General features: G+C 70.0%; 18 protein-coding genes. 9 read left to right on the top strand and 9 right to left on the bottom strand.

Annotation, left to right across the window (positions count from 1 at the left end):
* The first annotated feature begins 214 nt into the window (after window positions 1-214).
* Together F784_RS0111105 and proB are read left to right on the top strand one after the other, a co-directional pair.
* Window positions 215-1,108 (top strand): phosphotransferase family protein, encoded by an 894-nt coding sequence (locus tag F784_RS0111105; RefSeq protein ID WP_019586804.1) that lies wholly within the window; start codon window positions 215-217, stop codon window positions 1,106-1,108.
* Between the two features lie 57 nt (window positions 1,109-1,165).
* Window positions 1,166-2,257: a glutamate 5-kinase gene (gene proB, locus F784_RS0111100; protein WP_019586803.1), complete on the top strand. Its 1,092-nt coding sequence runs from the start codon at window positions 1,166-1,168 to the stop codon at window positions 2,255-2,257.
* Here proB and F784_RS26820 read toward each other — a convergent pair.
* The gene (locus F784_RS26820; RefSeq protein ID WP_019586802.1) at window positions 2,208-3,884 is read right to left on the bottom strand and encodes an HD-GYP domain-containing protein; all 1,677 of its coding nucleotides are present in this window, start codon (window positions 3,882-3,884) and stop codon (window positions 2,208-2,210) included. The two genes, proB and F784_RS26820, sit on opposite strands and share 50 nt — an antisense overlap.
* Window positions 3,885-4,142: 258 nt before the next feature.
* Between F784_RS26820 and F784_RS0111090 the strand changes: the two genes are divergently transcribed.
* On the top strand, window positions 4,143-5,426 hold the full coding sequence (locus F784_RS0111090; protein WP_019586801.1) for a glutamate-5-semialdehyde dehydrogenase: 1,284 nt from the start codon (window positions 4,143-4,145) through the stop codon (window positions 5,424-5,426).
* Between the two features lie 84 nt (window positions 5,427-5,510).
* Here the strand turns inward: F784_RS0111090 and dxs are convergent, their stop codons facing one another.
* The 3 genes from dxs to F784_RS26145 form a co-directional block, all read right to left on the bottom strand.
* Window positions 5,511-7,418, bottom strand: a complete 1,908-nt coding sequence (gene dxs / locus F784_RS0111085; RefSeq protein ID WP_019586800.1) for a 1-deoxy-D-xylulose-5-phosphate synthase — start codon at window positions 7,416-7,418, stop codon at window positions 5,511-5,513.
* Window positions 7,419-7,494: 76 nt separating this feature from the next.
* Window positions 7,495-8,169 (bottom strand): hypothetical protein, encoded by a 675-nt coding sequence (locus F784_RS0111080; protein ID WP_026332418.1) that lies wholly within the window; start codon window positions 8,167-8,169, stop codon window positions 7,495-7,497.
* 121 nt (window positions 8,170-8,290) lie between these two features.
* Entirely contained in the window at window positions 8,291-8,428 is a 138-nt protein-coding gene (locus F784_RS26145; RefSeq protein ID WP_019586798.1) for a hypothetical protein, read from the bottom strand.
* An 86-nt stretch (window positions 8,429-8,514) separates the two neighbouring features.
* Here F784_RS26145 and F784_RS25260 point away from each other — a divergent pair, with 86 nt between their 5' ends.
* On the top strand, window positions 8,515-8,841 hold the full coding sequence (locus F784_RS25260) for a cupin domain-containing protein (protein ID WP_169405678.1): 327 nt from the start codon (window positions 8,515-8,517) through the stop codon (window positions 8,839-8,841).
* 69 nt (window positions 8,842-8,910) lie between these two features.
* Here the strand turns inward: F784_RS25260 and F784_RS0111065 are convergent, their stop codons facing one another.
* Window positions 8,911-9,591 carry a PspA/IM30 family protein gene (locus F784_RS0111065; protein WP_019586796.1) on the bottom strand — a complete coding sequence of 227 codons (681 nt, stop codon included), beginning with the start codon at window positions 9,589-9,591 and terminating at the stop codon, window positions 8,911-8,913.
* Window positions 9,592-9,738: 147 nt separating this feature from the next.
* Window positions 9,739-10,530 (bottom strand): hypothetical protein, encoded by a 792-nt coding sequence (locus F784_RS0111060; RefSeq protein ID WP_019586795.1) that lies wholly within the window; start codon window positions 10,528-10,530, stop codon window positions 9,739-9,741.
* Window positions 10,531-10,654: 124 nt separating this feature from the next.
* Here F784_RS0111060 and F784_RS0111055 point away from each other — a divergent pair, with 124 nt between their 5' ends.
* On the top strand, window positions 10,655-11,683 hold the full coding sequence (locus F784_RS0111055) for a PIN/TRAM domain-containing protein (protein ID WP_019586794.1): 1,029 nt from the start codon (window positions 10,655-10,657) through the stop codon (window positions 11,681-11,683).
* 6 nt (window positions 11,684-11,689) lie between these two features.
* Here F784_RS0111055 and F784_RS0111050 read toward each other — a convergent pair whose 3' ends face one another.
* The gene (locus F784_RS0111050) at window positions 11,690-11,911 is read right to left on the bottom strand and encodes a hypothetical protein (RefSeq protein WP_019586793.1); all 222 of its coding nucleotides are present in this window, start codon (window positions 11,909-11,911) and stop codon (window positions 11,690-11,692) included.
* A gap of 293 nt (window positions 11,912-12,204) precedes the next feature.
* On the opposite strand from F784_RS0111050, the gene F784_RS0111045 reads away from it, so the two are divergent.
* Entirely contained in the window at window positions 12,205-12,891 is a 687-nt protein-coding gene (locus F784_RS0111045) for a MerR family transcriptional regulator (protein WP_342662484.1), read from the top strand.
* 54 nt (window positions 12,892-12,945) lie between these two features.
* Here the strand turns inward: F784_RS0111045 and F784_RS0111040 are convergent, their stop codons facing one another.
* A complete protein-coding gene (locus tag F784_RS0111040; protein WP_019586791.1) occupies window positions 12,946-13,578 on the bottom strand; it encodes a hypothetical protein in 633 nt (210 codons plus the stop codon).
* 10 nt (window positions 13,579-13,588) lie between these two features.
* Window positions 13,589-14,806, bottom strand: a complete 1,218-nt coding sequence (locus F784_RS0111035; protein WP_026332415.1) for a saccharopine dehydrogenase family protein — start codon at window positions 14,804-14,806, stop codon at window positions 13,589-13,591.
* A 167-nt stretch (window positions 14,807-14,973) separates the two neighbouring features.
* Here F784_RS0111035 and F784_RS0111030 point away from each other — a divergent pair, with 167 nt between their 5' ends.
* The 3 genes from F784_RS0111030 (at window position 14,974) to F784_RS0111020 (ending at window position 17,343) form a co-directional block, all read left to right on the top strand.
* Window positions 14,974-15,261 (top strand): hypothetical protein, encoded by a 288-nt coding sequence (locus F784_RS0111030; protein WP_019586789.1) that lies wholly within the window; start codon window positions 14,974-14,976, stop codon window positions 15,259-15,261.
* Between the two features lie 82 nt (window positions 15,262-15,343).
* Window positions 15,344-16,687, top strand: a complete 1,344-nt coding sequence (gene aroA, locus F784_RS0111025) for a 3-phosphoshikimate 1-carboxyvinyltransferase (RefSeq protein ID WP_019586788.1) — start codon at window positions 15,344-15,346, stop codon at window positions 16,685-16,687.
* 95 nt (window positions 16,688-16,782) lie between these two features.
* A complete protein-coding gene (locus F784_RS0111020; RefSeq protein WP_019586787.1) occupies window positions 16,783-17,343 on the top strand; it encodes a cupin domain-containing protein in 561 nt (186 codons plus the stop codon).
* Window positions 17,344-17,361 lie beyond the last annotated feature (18 nt).

Raw genomic sequence — 17,361 nt, 5'->3', positions numbered from 1 at the left:
GTGGGGGAAGTGTCAGGCGGGTGCTCCCGCGTGCCCTCAGCGTCTATCCCAATGGTCAGCTCCTCTTCAGGGGACGTCCAAGGTGGTCTTGTCCGGTGCATCACCCACGTCGGGGGACGCGGCGTTAGGCTGGAAGAGTCGTGAATCGGGCGCGGGTGGTTTGCCTCTGGAGCTTCCTGCTCCTGCCGCTCGGGCGGGGTAGGAAGCCCGTCTGATGAGGGATACGCCGTTCCAGCAGCTCGTGTGGCGCCTGAACCCCCACGCCGAGGTGCTGCGGTCGTGGGCGCTGGCCGGAGGTGTTTCCGCCCAGGTCATGGCTCTGGAGGTCCGCATTCCAGGTGGGTCAGTCGAGCGGTGGGTCCTCCGGCAGCACGGGGAGGCGGATGTCCGCGGCAAGCCGAGCGTGGCCGACGACGAGTTCCACCTCCTGCGCCTCCTCACATCGGCCGGCCTCCCCGTCCCACGGCCGCTGTATGCCGACTCGTCCGGCGTGCTTTTTCCCGCGCCTGTCCTGGTTACGGGGTATGTCGAGGGCCAAACAGTCCTCACCCCCGCCAACCCGACCGACTGCGCCGTGCAGATGGCCGACTTCCTCCTCCGGCTCCATGCCGTCCGGTGGGTGGGGGAGTTGCCCTTCCTCCGCCCGTTGCCGGACCTGAGCGAGCGCCCCGCCGTTCTCGACGAGACGCTGGATGAGGGGACGATCCGGGACGCGCTCGAACCGGTCTGGCCGCCCACACCCCGCAACGCGCCCACCCTGCTGCACGGGGATTTCTGGCCGGGCAACGTGTTGTGGCGGGAGGGCCGCCTGGCCGCGGTGATTGACTGGGAGGACGCGGCGCTGGGCGACCCACTCGCCGACCTGGCGAATGCCCGGCTCGAAACCCTCTTCTTCTACGGCCCTGACGCGATGGACGAGTTGACAGGGCGCTACCGGGCGGGGTCCGGGCTCGACTTTGCCCCGCTGCCGCTCTGGGACCTCCGGGCCGCCCTGCGTCCGGCGGGCCGACTGGCGGGGTGGGGGCTGGAGGCCGAGGTGGAGGAGACGCTGCGGGCACGTCACGGGTGGTTCGTCCGTCAGGCCCTGAATGGGCTCCTGGCGCCCTGAAAGGCCAGCATAGGCGAGCCTCGCCCACCCGTCCTCCTCACCCCTATTCTGGGCGCCATGCGCGTCGTCCTCAAACTTGGCACCAGTGTCCTGACAGCGGGGGGGGACCGGCTCCATCGCCCGCGGCTGGTGGACCTGCTGCGGGACATGGCGGCGGTGCGTTCGGGGGGGCACGAGGTGGTGCTGGTGACCAGCGGCGCGGTGCTGGCCGGGTGGGAGGCGCTGGGCTTTCCGCCGCGTGATCGGACGCTGGCGGAAAAGCAGCTCCTGGCGGCGGTCGGGCAGGGCCGCCTGATGCACCTGTACGCGAGCATCGCCGACCTGTACGGGGTGCCCGTCGCGCAGGTGCTGCTCACCGCCGACGACTTCCGCGACCGCACCCGCTACCTGAATGCCCGCACCACCCTGGACGGCTGCCTGAGTCGGGCCGTTCTGCCGATCATCAACGAGAACGACGCGGTGGCGACGGCGCAGCTCAGGGTGGGTGACAACGACACCCTCTCCGCCTTCGTGGCGAACCTGACGGAGGCCGACCTGCTGGTGATCCTGACCGACGCGCCGGGCCTCTATACCGCCGACCCACGCGTGGACTCTGGGGCGACGTTGATCCCGGTGGTGGAACGGGTGACGCCCGAGGTCTGGGCGCTGGCGGGCGGCGCGGGCAGCCACCGCGGCACGGGCGGGATGCACACCAAGATTCAGGCGGCCGAGATCGCCACCCGGGCGGGAACTCCGGTCGTGATTGCCCACGGCGACGCCGAGAACGCCCTAGGCCGCGTCGTGAGCGGCGAGGCCCTCGGCACACGCTTTCTCGCGCACGGCTCGCGTCTGGAGGCCCGCAAGCGCTGGATTCTGGCGGAGGTGGCGACGGGCCGGGTGATGCTCGACGCGGGCGCGGCGCGGGCGGTGCGGGAACGGGGCGGAAGCCTGCTCCCCGCCGGAATCACCGCCGTCCACGGCCCCTTCGAGCGCGGCCACACGGTCCGCCTCGTCGCGCCGGACGGCCGCGAGGTGGCACGCGGGCTCACCCGCTACCGCGCCGCCGACCTCGCGCGGATCGCCGGGCGCCACTCCCGCGACATCGAGGGGGTGCTGGGGTTCACTTACGGCCCGGAGGCGGTCCACCGGGACGATCTGGTGCGGCTGTAGCGGGAGATTCTGCGGGCAGGGAGGTACTCTCGTCCCGCGCCTCTTCGGGAGTGCCCAGCCGCCCGGCCTCGCGGAGCCCCGCGAAGGCGCGGACCACGCAGGGGTCGAAGTGCCGCCCCGCCCCCGCGAGGATCTCGGCGGCGGCGGCCTGCGGGGTCCAGGCGGGCTTGTACGGGCGCTCGCTCACCAGGGCGTCGTACACGTCGGCGACGGCGAAGATGCGGGCGAGGGGCGGGATGCCCTCGCCGCGCAGCCCATGCGGGTAGCCGGTGCCGTCCCAGCGCTCGTGGTGATGCAGAATCACGGTCAGGGCCCCCGGGGCGAGGTGGGGCAGGCGCAGGGCGAGGCGGTGGCCGCGCTCGGCGTGGGTCTGCATCTCGGCGAACTCCTCCGGGGTCAGTTTCCCGGGCTTGTGGAGGATGGCGTCCGGCACGGTGAGCTTGCCGAGGTCGTGCAGGTACGCGCCCTGCGAGAGCGCGTCCAGATCCTCGGGCGGGAGGTGCAGCGCCCGCCCCAGCGCGCGGGCGAGCCGAACCACCCGCTCGGTGTGGCCGCTGGTCTCCAGGTCGCGGCCTTCCAGGGCCATGCCCAGCGCCAGCAGCCCGCCCTCGAAGGTCTGGCGCACCTGCACGGTGCGTTCCTCCACCCGGGCCTCCAGCAGCCGCGCGGCGTCGCGCAGCTCCGCCTCCAGCCGGGTCTTGTCCTGCCAGACCAGGCCCTGCCGCAGGCCCACCAGCCCGGCCAGGACGGCGAGCGTGCCGAGTTCTCCCGGCCTGCCGCCCGGCACGAGGCTGTGCAGCAGGAAGCTGACTGCCAGCGCCAGGTAGGGCAGCACGAAGGACAGGGGCCGCAGTTCCAGCCGTGGGGGCGGGGCCTGGTCATGCGGGATGTTCCGCACGCTGCACCACGCGGCGGCGGCGAAGGCCACCACCCCGCCCGCCCACAGCAGGTCGCTGGGATGGCCCGTGACGTACCCCCCACTCGCCTCCAGGCGTGCGTAGACCACGTCCCCCAGGACGAAGCCGGTCGTCCCGGCCGCGAAACACAGCGTCGGCCAGGACGGGAGGCGCTGCGGCACGAGCCAGGCGAGCAGGCACAGCAGCCCCATGTCCAGCAGCGGGTACAGGGCCGCCAGCGCCGCGGCCAGCGATTGCTCCTGCAGGTCGGCCACCGCCGGGGCGATGAAGAGCCGCCAGCCCCACAGGGCCAGGAGACCCACCAGGACGGACACGTCGAGGGCGAGCCGCACCCGGTCGTGCCCCCTGGGACGGGCGTGCGGCAGGTGCAGAAAGGCCAGCGCGAGCAGGCCCGGCACCAGCAAAAACGCCACGTCCGCCAGCGAAGAGGTCGAGGTCTCCCGCCGGACATATTCGAGGTAGGTCCAGCAGGCATTGCCCAGGGCCGAGACGCCAAAGGCCAGCGCGACGAACGTCCAGGCCCGGTTCCGCGGCGCCGGGTGCAGTCGGGCCGCCTCGGCCGCCGTGCAGGCACACAGCGCGCAACACGCGACGAACAGCGCGTCCTGCACCGCCGCCCCCCGCGGCCCCAGGGCGAGCAGGCACGCCAGATTCACCAGGGTGGTCCCCAGGGTGGCCGCGAACAGCAGGGAAAGCCTGGGGGCGGCCATCAGGGAAGGGTGGGACAGGAATTCTGCTGCCGCACCAGTGTCTTGCCCTCGCAGCTTCCCTTTCATCCCTCCGGCAGTGTGCCAGGCCTGGTCTTACGGGGCTGTAACACCGCTCCGCCTGAGCGAAGCGGGAGCAGGCGTTGGCGGGGAACTGTCCCCACGCCCCGGACGCTGTGGGGCCAGCCACCACCCGGCAACGCCCACACCCCTCCAGACGGGCGGCCGCGCCCATCCCGTTCCCCCTGCTACCCTGCCCCCATGACGACCACCGAGACCCTCACCGTCCGGGAGATGGGCCTGCGGGCGCGGCGGGCGGCGCGGGTGCTGCGCTCGCTGCCCACGGCCCACAAGGTGGCGGCCCTGCACGCGGCCTCGCGGGAACTGCAGGCGCGCGAGGCCGAGATTCTGGAGGCGAATGCGCGGGACGTGGCGGCAGCGCAGGCAGCGGGACTTCCTGAACATATGGTCGCCCGGTTGCGCCTCGACGCGGCCTCCCTCGCGGCCATCGCCCGGGACGTGGAGGCGGTGGCGGCCCTGGCCGACCCGGTGGGGGAGACCACGCCCGACGAGGTCCGGCCCAACGGCCTCCGTGTCTCCCGCCGTCGGGTGCCCCTCGGCGTCCTCGGCGTGATCTACGAGAGCCGCCCCAACGTGACGGTGGACGTGGCCGCCCTGGCCCTGATGAGCGGGAACGCCGTCATCCTGCGCGGCGGCAGGGAGACGGTGGGCAGCAACGCGGCGCTGGAGGAGGCCATTCGCGCTGGCCTGGCCTCCGAAGGCATTCCCGCCGAGGCCGTCCAGGTCATCCGCGACCCGGCCCGCGAGCGGATGCTCGACCTGCTGCGCCTGGACGATCTGGTGGACGCCATCATTCCGCGCGGGGGGGCCGGGCTGCACCGCTACTGCGTGGAGAACGCCACCGTGCCTGTCATCGTGGGCGGCATCGGCGTCGTTCACATCTACCTCGACGAGAGTTTCACCCGCGACCCCGCCGACGTGGAGCGGGCCGCCCGGCTCATCCACAACGCCAAGGTGCAGAAACCCAGCGCCTGCAACGCCCTCGACACCCTGCTGGTCCACGGGGGGGCGCTCCCCGCCCTGCCCGCCATCGCCCGGGACCTGATCGCGGCGGGTGTCACGCTGCGGGCCGATCCTCCCGCTCTGGCTGCACTTCATGCTGCCGGGCTGGAGGCCGAGCCCGCCCAAGACTCCGACTACGGCACCGAATTCCTCGCCCTGACCGCCAGCATCCGCACCGTCTCGGGTCTGGACGAGGCCCTCGACTTCATCGCCGCGCATGGCAACCACACGGACGTGATCCTGACCCGCGACCCGGCACAGGCCGAGCGCTTCGTGGGCGACGTGGACAGTGCCGCCGTGATGGTGAACGCCAGCCCCCGCTTCAACGACGGCGGGCAGCTCGGCCTGGGCGCCGAGGTCGCCATCAGCACCCAGAAGTTGCACGCCCGGGGCCCGATGGGCCTGCGCGAACTCACGACGACGAAGTGGGTCGTGGTGGGAGAGGGGCAGGTCAGGGCTTGAGCTGGGAAGGGCGTTAAGAAGAAACAGACCTCAACCCCGACCGAGGAGTTGAAGTCTGCTCCAACGCGGCACTGATCTGTCCTCCTACACCTCCAGCGGCACGTCCACCCCGAGTTCCGCGAGCACGGTACGGATGGCCTGCGTGTCGATCCCCGCCCGTGCGTGCACGCTCTCTACCGTCGCGTGGTCCTGGAACTCGTCGGGAATGCCGAGGACCCGCACGGGCACGCCCAGCCCCATCCTGCTGAGCGCCTCCAGCACCGCGCTCCCGAAGCCGCCGACCACCGTGTTGTCCTCCACGGTGACCAGGGCGCGGGCTTTGGAGGCCACCTCGCGCAGCATCTTCTCATCCAGCGGCTTGACAAAGCGGGCGTTCACGACGCCGACGCCGGGGAGGTCCCGCGCGGCCTTCAGCGCGTACTCCAACGCCTTGCCGCCCGCCAGAACCACCACGTCGTCGCCGTCCCGCAGCCGCTCCCAGGTGCCCCACCTTAACTCCGGCCAAGTGCCGTCGGGCACGCGCTCGGTGTTGCCGCGCGGGTAGCGGATGGCGAAGGGGCCAGGGTTCTCCTGCGCGGACTTCAGCATCCCGCGCAACTCGGCAGCGTCCCTCGGCAGCCCGATGCGGACGTTCGGAATCGAGCGCAGGTAGCTCAGGTCGAAAACGCCGTTGTGCGTCGCCCCGTCCGCGCCCACGATGCCGCCCCGGTCAATGGCGAAGGTCACGTTCAGGTTCTCGATGGCGACGTCGTGCAGCACCTGATCGTAGGCGCGTTGCAGGAAGGTCGAGTAGATCGCCACGATGGGGCGCAGGCCTTGGAGCGCCATCCCGGCGGCGGTCGTTACCGCCACGTCCTCCGCGATGCCCACATCCAGGTAGCGGTGGGGGTGAACCTGGCTGTAGCGCACCAGCCCGCTCCCCTCGCGCATGGCGGGCGTGATGACGAAGGTGCGCGGGTCCTGCTTCGCCAGCTCCGTCACCGCGTCCCCGAAGGCCGCACTCCATGAGTAGGCGTCACTCGGCTTGAACTCCCCGGTTGCCGGGTCGAACTTGCCCGGCCCGTGCCAGTAGATCGGGTCGGCCTCGGCGTAGCTCAGGCCCTTGCCCTTCTTGGTGACCACGTGCAGGATGGTCGGCCCGTCAAGGTCCACCAGCCGTTCGATCAGCCACACGAGCTCCTGAACGTTGTGCCCGTCCACCGGCCCCACGTAGCGCACGCCCATCGCCGCGAAGGGGTTCACGCTTGCGGGGTCGAAGAAGTGGCGGGTGCTGCTCTTGGCGCGGCTCATGAAGTCGGCGAGCGGCCTGCTCACGGCCTGCACCGCCTTCTTCCCGGCGCCCTCGCCCTCCTGGAACCACTTCTGCACCTGGAGGCCGCGCATGAAGCGGCTCATCGCCCCCACGTTCTCGCTGATGCTCATCTCGTTGTCGTTCAGAACGATGAGCATCTTGCGCCCCATATCGCCGATGGTGTTCAGCGCGGCGAGCGCCATGCCGCCCGTGAGCGAGCCGTCCCCAATGACGGCGGCGACCTTGAAGTCCTGCCCCATCGCGTCGCGGGCGAGGGCCATGCCGAGCGCGTTCGCCAGACTCGTGCTCGCGTGTCCCACCGTGATCGCGTCGTGTTCGGACTCGCTGACCTTGGTGAAGCCGGACAGGCCGCCCTCCTTCTTCACGGTGGGCATCTGCGCGCGGCGGCCCGTCAGCATCTTGTGCGCGTACGCCTGGTGCCCCACGTCGAAGAGGATGCGGTCACGGGGCGAGTTCAGCACGTAGTGCAGCGCCACGATAAGGTCGGTGGCACCCAGGCTGCTGGCGAGGTGCAGCCCGCCCACCGAACACACCCGCACGATCTCGTCGCGCAGCTCGGCCGCAAGCGTGGGCAGTTGGTCGCGCGAGAGTTTTTTCAGGTCCTCCGGGGTGTTCACCCGGTCGAGGAGCGGCGTGCGCCCCGCCGGAGTCAGGCTGGAGGAGGTTTTCGGCTCGCTCATGGCTGGCCTCCCGACTCTGAGGGTAGGCTGAGAGGGCGGGGCGTCATGTCCCCACGGTAGAGCAGCGGCGCCATCCTTACCTCCCCCCAAAGTTGCGCCCGGTCAGGAGCAGACCCTCGGGCGTGCGAACATCTCCCACGAAGGGGGTGAACCACTCTTGCTGCGCCTCCGGAAACAGGCCGCCCACGTCGTCCGTGATCTGGCGGGTGACTACCCACACGTCGAAGGCTCCGGCGGGTGTGGTCACCCGGCGGCGGTCCTGCACGTCGTAGCGGTACTTCAGCGTGCCCTGTGCCTGCACCTTGCCGTCGTCGCTCGTCAGGGTCACCCGGCTCTGGCCCTCCCAGGCCAGGCCCACCCGCCAGGCATTCTCGGCGGGCGCCTCGGTCCAGGCGGGCTCCAGCCGCACCGTCACCCCGGGTTTGCGAAAACCCAGGAGTTGCACGCCGGACGCGCCGACCTGCCGGTACCACGTCTGGTCCGCGCCGCGCCCGGTCAGTTCGAACGCGAGGACGGTCTGTCCCGCGAACACGGTCGGCCCCAGCGCGCGCAGGGTGTACGGCAACCCGCCCGCTGGTTCGCCCTCGGGGAGATAGGTCCAGCTCAGCCCCGTCTCGCGCGGGTAGAAGGACACGGCGGAGACGCTGGTGCTCGCTTGCACGGGCGGGGCCGCCCTGGTGGTGGCGGGCGCGCACGCCCCCAGCAGCGCGAGCAGGGGTGCGGCGATCAGGAGGGAGGCGCGGCCTCGCATGGGGTTCAGGGTAGAGCGCGACATCGGCCCTATTCTGTCAGCATTCATGAAGTTGACCTGATGCAGGGGCCTCTGGAGCCGGAGGACGCCTGGTGATCGAAGCTCCGGGAATAGACGGGCCTCACCCGTCTCCCGCCGTCACGTGGGCGTTGAGGCGCCGGAGCAGGGTCAGGAGCTGCTCGAAGTCCCCGGGGCCGAGGTGCCGCGCCCACTCCTCCTGCACCCCGGTGATGGCCGCGCGGGCGACGCCCTCGGCCACCCGGCCTCGCGGGGTGAGTTGGACGATTTTCGCGCGGCCGTCCCGGGGGTCGGGGACGCGCTCGACTACTGTCGCAGCAGCAGACGGTGCTCCGGCGCGGCGAGGACACCGGCGGCGCCTTCGCCCTGGTCGAGGAATGCGTTCAGGCGGGTCTGGAGCCCCCTCCGCATCTGCACACCCACGAGGACGAGACGTTCTACCTGCTCGAAGGCGAGGTGGAATTCCAGGTGGGGGACCGCCGCCACCGGGCCACGCCAGGGGACTGTGTCTTCCTGCCGCGCGGCCTCCCCCACGCCTTCAAGCTCAGGTCCCCCACCGCGCGCCTGCTGGTCCTGCTGACGCCCGGAGGAGTTCGCACGGCTGCTCGCCGAGGCGCCGGGCTATGGCATCGAGTGGGCCGGGCCCCGCCCTGACTGATCGGGGTGCGCTCCAAATGGGAAAAGGGACGTGAGCGCGCCCCTTTTGCCTGATTCCGGTGGCTTTTACCCCTGCGGCTTGTCCCCGCCCTGAACCCGGGCCTTGAGGGCGGCAAAGGCGTCGTCAAGGTCGCGGTCGCGCCCCAGGTCCTTGAGCTGCGCGTCAAGGTCGCCCTCCTGGCGCAGGTCGGCCATCGCGCGGTTGCGGTCCTCCATTCCCGCGACCTTGCGCTCCATGTCCTCGAAGGCGTTCATGGCGCCGCCCGCCTTGTCGAAGCCGCTGACGCGGTCGAGGGTGGCGCCCGCCTGGGCCGTCTTCTGCCGGGCAGCGAGCAGGGTCTTTTTCGACTCCATCTCGTCGATCTTGGCTTCCAGGGCGCGGAGCTGGGTCTTGAGCTGGTCCACTGTGCTGCTCTGCACGGCGATCTGCTCCTCGAACCCCTTGGCGAGGTCCTTGTGGTTCTGGGCGCGCCTCAGAGCCTCGCGGGCGAGGTCCTCGCTGCCGCCGCGCAGGGCCTCCTCGGCCTTCTTCTCGTACTCCTCGGCGAGCTTGCGGTTGGTTCCCGCCTCCCGCTCCAGGCGGGCGTTCTGGCTCATCGCGTCGGCGACCTCAGCCCGGGCCTCGCCGTAGGCGGCGCGCATATCGCGCAGGGCCTGGTCAATGATCTTGCCGGGGTCCTCCGCCCGGCTGATGAGGTCGTTGACGTTGGCACGCAGCAGGCGGGATAGACGGTCAAGAATACTCATGGGTGATGCCTCCTTGCGGTCATGATTACGCAGCCGCGCCGCCCCCGGTTCCCCCCAGGCGGACTCTCAAGACGAGCTAAAGCCGGGGCCAGGAAATGAAAAAGAGGAAGCCCCGCGTGGAAGCTTCCTTTCCTGAGGGCTCACTGCTCAGAACACGATGGGCCGCAGCCCCACGCTCGCCTGGCCGCAGGCGACCGTCACGTTCGACCCCGCCGGGGTGAAGGTGCAGCCCAGCGAGCGCAGGCCCGCGAGCGGGAAGATCAGGTTGGTGCCGTCGCTGGCGGGCACGAGCGGGAGTTCCACGCTGCCACTGCCCAGTTGCGCCCGCTTCTGCCCGACCGTGACCGTCAGCGGGTCCAGGCCGCCGCGGGTGAGGCGGAACTTGCCCGCGCCGAGGGACGTGACGTTCACCACGCCGATCAGATCGCGCCCGAGCACGTAGGGCTGGCCCTTGATCACGCCCGCCGGGGCGGCGGGACGAGCGGCGGAGGCGGCGGCCGTCGGCGCCGTGTCCACCACCAGCAGGGATTCCTGGGCGCTCAGCGGGGCCATCAGGACGAAGGTGTTGGCCGCGCCACCCGCCGCGCTCGCCACCAGCAGCGAGCTGGCCTGGCCGGAGGTCTTCCAGTCGCCCTGAGCCCGCGTGCCCAGCTTGCCGCGCACCAGGGGCCGCAGCGAGGCCGGGGTGTTCCGCACGTACAGGCAGACCGCCGCCGCGCTCACCTTGAGCGTTTTGGGGCAGGCCACGATCTGGCCCTGGACCGTCCCGCTGATCTCCACCGCCACGCTGCTGGCGCCGCGCGCCGTGGCGGCCGATACGGGGGTCGTGGCCGCGCGGGCAGGAGCGGCGGGCGAGGACGTTCCCTGCGCGCCCGCCACGCCGGACACTCCGCTGAACAACAGGCCCGCCACGCAGGCCACCTTGGAAACTTCACGCATGGCAGGCATGGTAACTGGCCTCTATGAGCGTCCACTTTGAACCACACATCAATGCGTCAGTTTCCTCACCCGTTGTGACGGAGTGCGGCCTCTAGAATGCCGGGCCTCCGCTACACTCGGGGACGTGCTTGCCTTCCGGCTGGTCATCATGCTGCTCGGTCTCCTCGCCGGATGGGCGGCGGGGCGAATGCTCGCCGTGGGAACCGGCGACCCCGATGTGACGCGCGTGAATACCCTCAGCCTGATGCTGGCGGGCGCGCTCGCCGCCCTGCTGCTCGCCCCCCGCGCCGAGCGCCTCGCCGCCCGGGAACTCACCCGCCTGGGACGCTGGTACGCGGGCCTCTCGCCCCGCACGGTCGCGGCGGCGACCTTCGGGCTGATGGTCGCGCTGCTCCTCAGCGTGCTGCTGGGCAACCTGCTGCGCGGCCTGCCCTTTTACACCTGGGTCTGGAGCGTCGTCGTCACGCTCGTGCTGGCGGCCTTTTTCGTCCCCTTCGCCGCCCGGCACGCCGATGCCTTCGGGCTGCTCGCCTTTCCCCCGGTGCGCCGCCAGCCGGGCAGCAAGATTCTGGACACCAACGTGATCATCGACGGCCGAATTGTCGAACTCGCCCGTGGGGGCTTTCTGGAGGGCGACCTCGTGGTGCCCGGTTTCGTGCTGCGGGAGCTTCAGGTGCTCGCCGACCACGCTGACCCCCAGAAGCGCACCCGGGGCAAGCGCGGCCTCACCGTGCTGGAGGACCTGCGCGCGGCCCGCCCCCTGCGCGTCGAGGACTGGGACGACGCCACGCTGAGTACCGTGGACGACAAGCTCGTGCGCCTGGCCCGCGAGACAGGCGGCAAACTGGTCACCAACGACGGCAACCTGGGCAAGATCGCCCGGCTGCACGGCCTGGAGGTCCTGAACCTGCATGCCGCCGCCGTCGCGCTCAAGCCCCAGGTGCAGGCCGGAGACCTCCTCACCGTCACGGTCACCAAGGGCGGCCAGCAGCAGGGCCAGGGCGTGGGCTACCTGGAGGACGGCACGATGGTCGTCGTCGAGGACGGCCTGAAGTTCCGGGGCAAGCCCACCCGCGTTCAGGTGGTGAACAACGTGCAGACGAACGTGGGCCGCATGATCTTCGCCCGGGTGGAGAACCAGGGCGCGGCGTGAGGGGGACTACTCCTGCCGGGGCGGAAGAAGCCCGGCGCGCTGGATCTGCTGCCCCCGCCTCCAGGCCTGTTCCTGCCGGATGATCCTCATCTCCAGGTCCCACGACGCCCACAAGTCCCGGCGTGCCTTGACGCGCTCGGACAGGAGCCGAAGCCGTTCCACCCGCTCCTGCAGTTCGGTGTCGGGAAGCGGTTCCGGTGGGGGCGGCGTGTCTTCCGACATGCTCACAGCAGACCTCCTAGGCAGGCTTTGTAGGGCGGGCGCGCCGCAGTCGCCTTTGAGTCTTTCCTGTGGCCTTCCGAGAATTTGTCTATGGCGTCGTCAATCCTTCCAGATGCCTTTCTCTGAGAAAGGCCTGCGGGGATCGCAGCCCAGGTTCTGACCCTCGCCTGCGCCCGACTACACCATTTTGCCCACCCTTGCCCCTCACGTAACGTCCGGTTTTACCGTGTCGTACAGGGGGGCAGCGTGAAGCTCAGGATCGGGGAACTCGCGCGTCGCACGGGCCTGACGGTCAGGACCTGCGGCACTACGACGAGATCGGGCTGCTGACGCCCAGCGAGCGAACCGACTCCAAGCACCGCCTGTACTCCGAGGCCGACCTACGGACCCTGCAACAGATTCAGAGCCTCAAGGCCATCGGGCTGCCGCTGGGGCAGATCCGGGCCGTCCTCCATAGCCCCGGGCACGACCCCAGGCGGGTGATCGAGGAGCACATCCGGGTGCTGGAGGAGGAGCTGGAACGCCAGCGGGCGCTGCTGGAGCGCCTGAAGCGGCTGGACGTCTGCGGGGCGAGCTGGTCCGACCTCCTGGAGGTGATCCGTATGAGCGAGAAGGTGGACAGGATGCTGGAGACGGCCCGCCGTGTGGGCGAGGAGCCCAAGTTCAATGACGAGCAGAAGAAGTACCTGGAGGAGCGCCGCGTCTCGGTCGGCGAGGCGCGCATCAAGGAAGTGGAGCAGGAGTGGCCCCGGCTGATGAGCGAGGTGCTGCGCGAGATGGAGGCCGGAACTCCGGCGACGGACCCTCGTGTGCTGGAACTCGCCCGGCGCTGGCGCGGCCTGGTCGCAGAGTTTACCGGGGGCCGTCAGGACATCGGCTCGACCCTCAACGAGTCCTATCAGCGCAACATGACGCCCGAGATGCAAGCCATGTGGTCGTACATCGGCGAGGCGATGAGGGCGCTGGACGGGGCGAAGGGAGCGTAATCACGACAAAGCCGCCCCGGAGTGTCAAGGCTCCGGGGCAGCTTGTCCATGTTCCTATTTCAGCGGCATCTGCCTCGTGGAGCGCACCAGCCCGCGTTCCGGGGAGCGTCGGTCGTAGCGTAGGGCCGTGACCGTCGTAACCTTGCGGGTGTAGTCGTCCTGCCTCGATTCGAGCGAGAGGACGCCGCCGCGCATCTCCAGGCGGGGGTCATCCCCCTCCGGCCTCCGGCCATCGAACTGGGTCAGCTCAGTATCCGTGCCACAGTCCTCGACGCTCGCCGCCTGCCGCGCCACGGCCCGCAAGCGCACGTCGAGCTTGAGCCAGAGCATGTCGGTGGACAGGCCCGCGCCGCACAGGCCCTGCACATTGCAGCCCGTATTGGTGTTCACCTGCATCACGACGTACCAGAAGCCCGCCCCGCGCACCTCGTCCAGCACCCGGGCCCGCACGTTGCCCCCGTACTGCTCCCCCGTCGCCCCGTCGTAGAGGGACCCGGTGCAGCCGCTGAGGCCGGACCCCAGGTCGAGCACGGACTGGGCTGGCCCCAGGACGAAGCGGAAGCGCCCGTCGTTCAGGGACGTGACCCGGATGGCGTCCCCCCGGCCCTGCTCGGCGGGCTGGGTGTCCGCCCACGCGGGGCTCCCGCCCAGGGCGAGCAGGACGGTGAACAGGACGGCTGGGCGCATGGCTTCCCCCTCAGTCCAGCACGAGCTGGATGCCGGGCAGCTCGTCCACCGGCAGGCCCCAGCGGTTCATCCCGGCGATGAAGGGGTCGGGGTCGAACTCCTCGACGTTGTACACGCCGGGTTTGAACCAGGCCTTTTGCAGCATCAGCATCGCGCCGATCATGGCGGGTACGCCCGTCGTGTACGAGACGCCCTGGGCCTGCACCTCGCGGTAGCACTCGGCGTGGTCCTTGACGTTGTAGACGAAGTGGACCTTCTCCTGCCCGTCGTGGCCGATGCCGCGCGCCTGCACACCGATGCAGGTCTGCCCGGTGTAATTTGCCGCCAGTGATTCGGGCGCGGGCAGCACCGCCTTCAGGAACTCGATGGGCGCGATCTCTTGGCCCCGGAAGTTGATGGGCTCGATGCTCGTCATGCCCACCGCCTCCAGCACAGTCAGGTGCTTGATGTACTGTTCCCCGAACGTCATCCAGAAGCGGGCCCGCTTGATCGTCGGGAAGTTGAGGACGAGCGATTCCAGCTCCTCGTGGTACAGGACGAAGCTCTTGCGGGTCGCCACGTTGGGGTAGTAGATGTCCTGGCTGATCTCGAGGGGCTGCGTCTCGACCCAGTCGCCGCCTTCCCAGTAACGCCCGTTCGCCGTGATCTCGCGGATGTTGATCTCGGGGTTGAAGTTGGTGGCGAACGCCTTGCCGTGGCTGCCGTTGTTGCAGTCCACGATGTCGAGGTAGTGGATTTCCTTGAAGTGGTGCTTGGCGTGGTGCGCGGTAAAGACGTTCGTCGCGCCGGGGTCGAAGCCGCAGCCCAGCAGCGCCATCAGGCCCGCCTGCTCGAAGCGCTCACGGTAGGCCCACTGCCACTTGTACTCGAACTTCGCCACATCTCTTGGCTCGTAGTTCGCGGTGTCGAGGTAGTGCACGCCCGTCTCCAGGCAGGCGTCCATGATGGTGAGGTCCTGGTACGGCAGCGCCACGTTGATGACCAGTTCCGGCCCGAACTCGCGGATCAGGGCGGCGAGCTCCGGCACGTTGTCGGCGTCCACGGCGGCGGTCGTGAACTTCGTGCGGCTCTGGGGCATGTGCTCGTGAATCTCCGCGACGATCTTGTCGCACTTGCTCACCGTGCGGCTGGCGAGCAGCACCTCGGTGAACACCTCGTCGTTCTGCGCGCACTTCTTGGCGACAACGTTGCCCACGCCACCCGCGCCGATAATCATAACCTTGCTCATCGGGGGCCAGTGTACCCCGCTTCCCGCGGGGGGCCGGGTCATGCCCGCGTCAGGTTCTCGGTGCACCATGAACACGAGCGGTTCTGGTCCCGCTCGCCTCCTCCCTCACGGGCCGCGCCCCCTCCTCCTGGGTGCGGCCCGCCTCGCTGCGCTAGCCTGCGCGCCGTATGCGGACGTTCCTGCTCATCCTGCTCACCTTCGTGGCGGGGGTCATGGTCTTCGTGGCCGTGCTCTCGTGGCAGGGCCGCGCCGCCCGCGAGTACGGGCGAGAGGCGGTGCAGGCGGCGGCGCGCGGCGGCCTCTCGGCGAACGCGGCCTACGAGGTGAGCTGCCAGGAACTCCTGAAGCGGAAGTTCCCGAACACCGTGCAGAGCTGCGTCGTGAAAGTGAAGGATGGGCGGGCGACGGCGACCTTGAGGTTAGAGGGTCAGCGGACCTTTCAAGTCGGCCCCTGAATTCCCGCTGCGGTGGAGTCGCTGTAAAGCCTGTCTCGACCCCTCCGATTCCAGCTTTCCCCGCCGCGCTAGCCTCCTCCCCATGACCCCCGACGGCCTGCCCGAGCGTTTCGACGTGATCGTCCATCCCGCCCGCGAGCTTCGGGGGGAACTGCGCGCGCAGCCGAGCAAGAACTACACGACGCGCTATCTGCTCGCGGCGGCGCTGGCGGAAGGGGAGACGCGCGTGGTGGGCGCGGCCACCAGCGAGGACGCGGAGGCACTGATTCGCTGTCTGCGGGACTGGGGCGCGGGCGTGGAGCGGGTGGGGGACTTGCAAAGCTCCGCAGGAGAGGACGTGGTGGTGCGCGGCTTCGGGGCGCGTCCGCGGTCGGGGATGACGCTCAACCCCGGCAACGCGGGGGCCGTCGCCCGCTTCCTGATGGGCGTGGCGGCGCTGACCACCGGAACGACGTTGGTCACCGACTACGCTGACTCGCTGGGGAAACGGCCGCAGGGGGACCTCCTTGAAGCGCTGGAACGCCTGGGGGTGCGGGTGAGCAGCAACGGCGGACGGATGCCGGTGACGATCAGCGGTCCGGTGCGGGGCGGCCTGGTAGTGGTGTCGGCCGAGCGCTCGAGCCAGTACGCTTCAGCCCTGATGTTCCTCGCGCCGCTGCTGCCAGAGGGGCTGGACCTGCGCCTGACGGGCGAGATCAAGAGCCACGCACCGCTGCGGCAGACGCTAGCGACGCTCGCCGACTTCGGGGTCCGCGCGAGTGCGAGCGACGACCTCTCCCGCATCTCCATCCCCGGCGGGCAGACGTACCGGGCGGGCCGCGTCCTGGTGCCGGGAGACTACCCGGGAAGTGCCGCGATCCTCGCCGCCGCCGCGATCCTCCCCGGCGAGGTGACGGTTTCGAACTTGCGCGAAGGCGACCTTCAGGGTGAGCGCGAGGCGGTGGACGTGCTTCGCGAGATGGCTGCCGACATCGTGCGCGAGGGGGACCGGGTGACGGTGCGGGGCGGGGGGCCTCTTCATGCTGTTACGCGTGATGGGGACGGCTTCACTGACGCCGTGCAGGCGCTCACCGCCGCCGCCGCCTTCGCCCACGGCACGACGACCTGGGAGAACGTCGCCACCCTGCGCCTGAAGGAGTGCGACCGCATCAGCGACACCCGCCGCGAGCTGGAACGTCTGGGTTTAAGTGCCAGTGAGACGGAGGCCAGCCTGAGCGTGACGGGGGCCGGGCGCATCGCGGGGGGCGTCACCGCCGACGGGCACGGCGACCACCGCATGATCATGCTGCTGACGCTGCTGGGGCTCCGGGCCGAGGCCCCCGTCCGCATCACCGGGGCGCACCACATTCGCAAGAGCTACCCGCTGTTTTTCCGCCACCTGGAGGGGCTGGGGGTACGGTTCGAGTACCCCCAGACAGGGGGATAGGCCAGAAGGTTCGGCAGCCTCCGGCAAGTCCGGATGTGAGGCGTGCCCTAGCGGCAACCTCCCAGGAACTCTAGGGTGCGCGCCGGAGTAATTGTATGACTGCCCAACCCCGGTTCTGGAAACGCTTCTTCGACCGCCCCCTCTCCCGCCGTGAGGTCATCCGTGCCGCGGCCACCCTCGGTGCCGCCAGCCTTCCCCTGCTGCGCGGGAGTGCCCTTGCTCAGAACGCCCCCGGGGTCCCGGCACCCGCCACACCCGCCCCCCGCAGTTCATTGCCCGCGGATTACGTGCGGCGCCTGCCGGAACTGCCGTCTGCCGTCATTCCGGCCGAGGTCACGGCTCGTAAGGGGAATCAGAAGGTGTGGCCGGTGCTGCGGGGCATTTCCATCGCGCAGGTGGAGATTCCCGTCGGCAGTTGGCGCGCGACCCACCTGCATACCAATACCTCGGAATTGGCCGTTGTGCTGGAGGGGACCGCCCGTGCAGGCCTGCAGACTCCAGAGCGGGAATGGCTCGAGGTCGAGCTGGGCGCGGGCGACTGCGTGTATTTCCCGGCGGGGTGGCCGCACTGGGTGCGGAATACGGGGGACAGCGTGTTGAGGGCCTACTTCAATTACGGCCATGAGCAGCCGGTAACCGTGGAAGTCCAACCCTGAGGGCGTTCGGCCGCAGCG

The organism is Deinococcus apachensis DSM 19763, assembly GCF_000381345.1.
Taxonomy (GTDB): Bacteria; Deinococcota; Deinococci; order Deinococcales; family Deinococcaceae; genus Deinococcus; species Deinococcus apachensis.
Note: the sequence above shows the minus strand (reverse complement) of the source record. Positions and strands in the feature narration are given on the sequence as shown.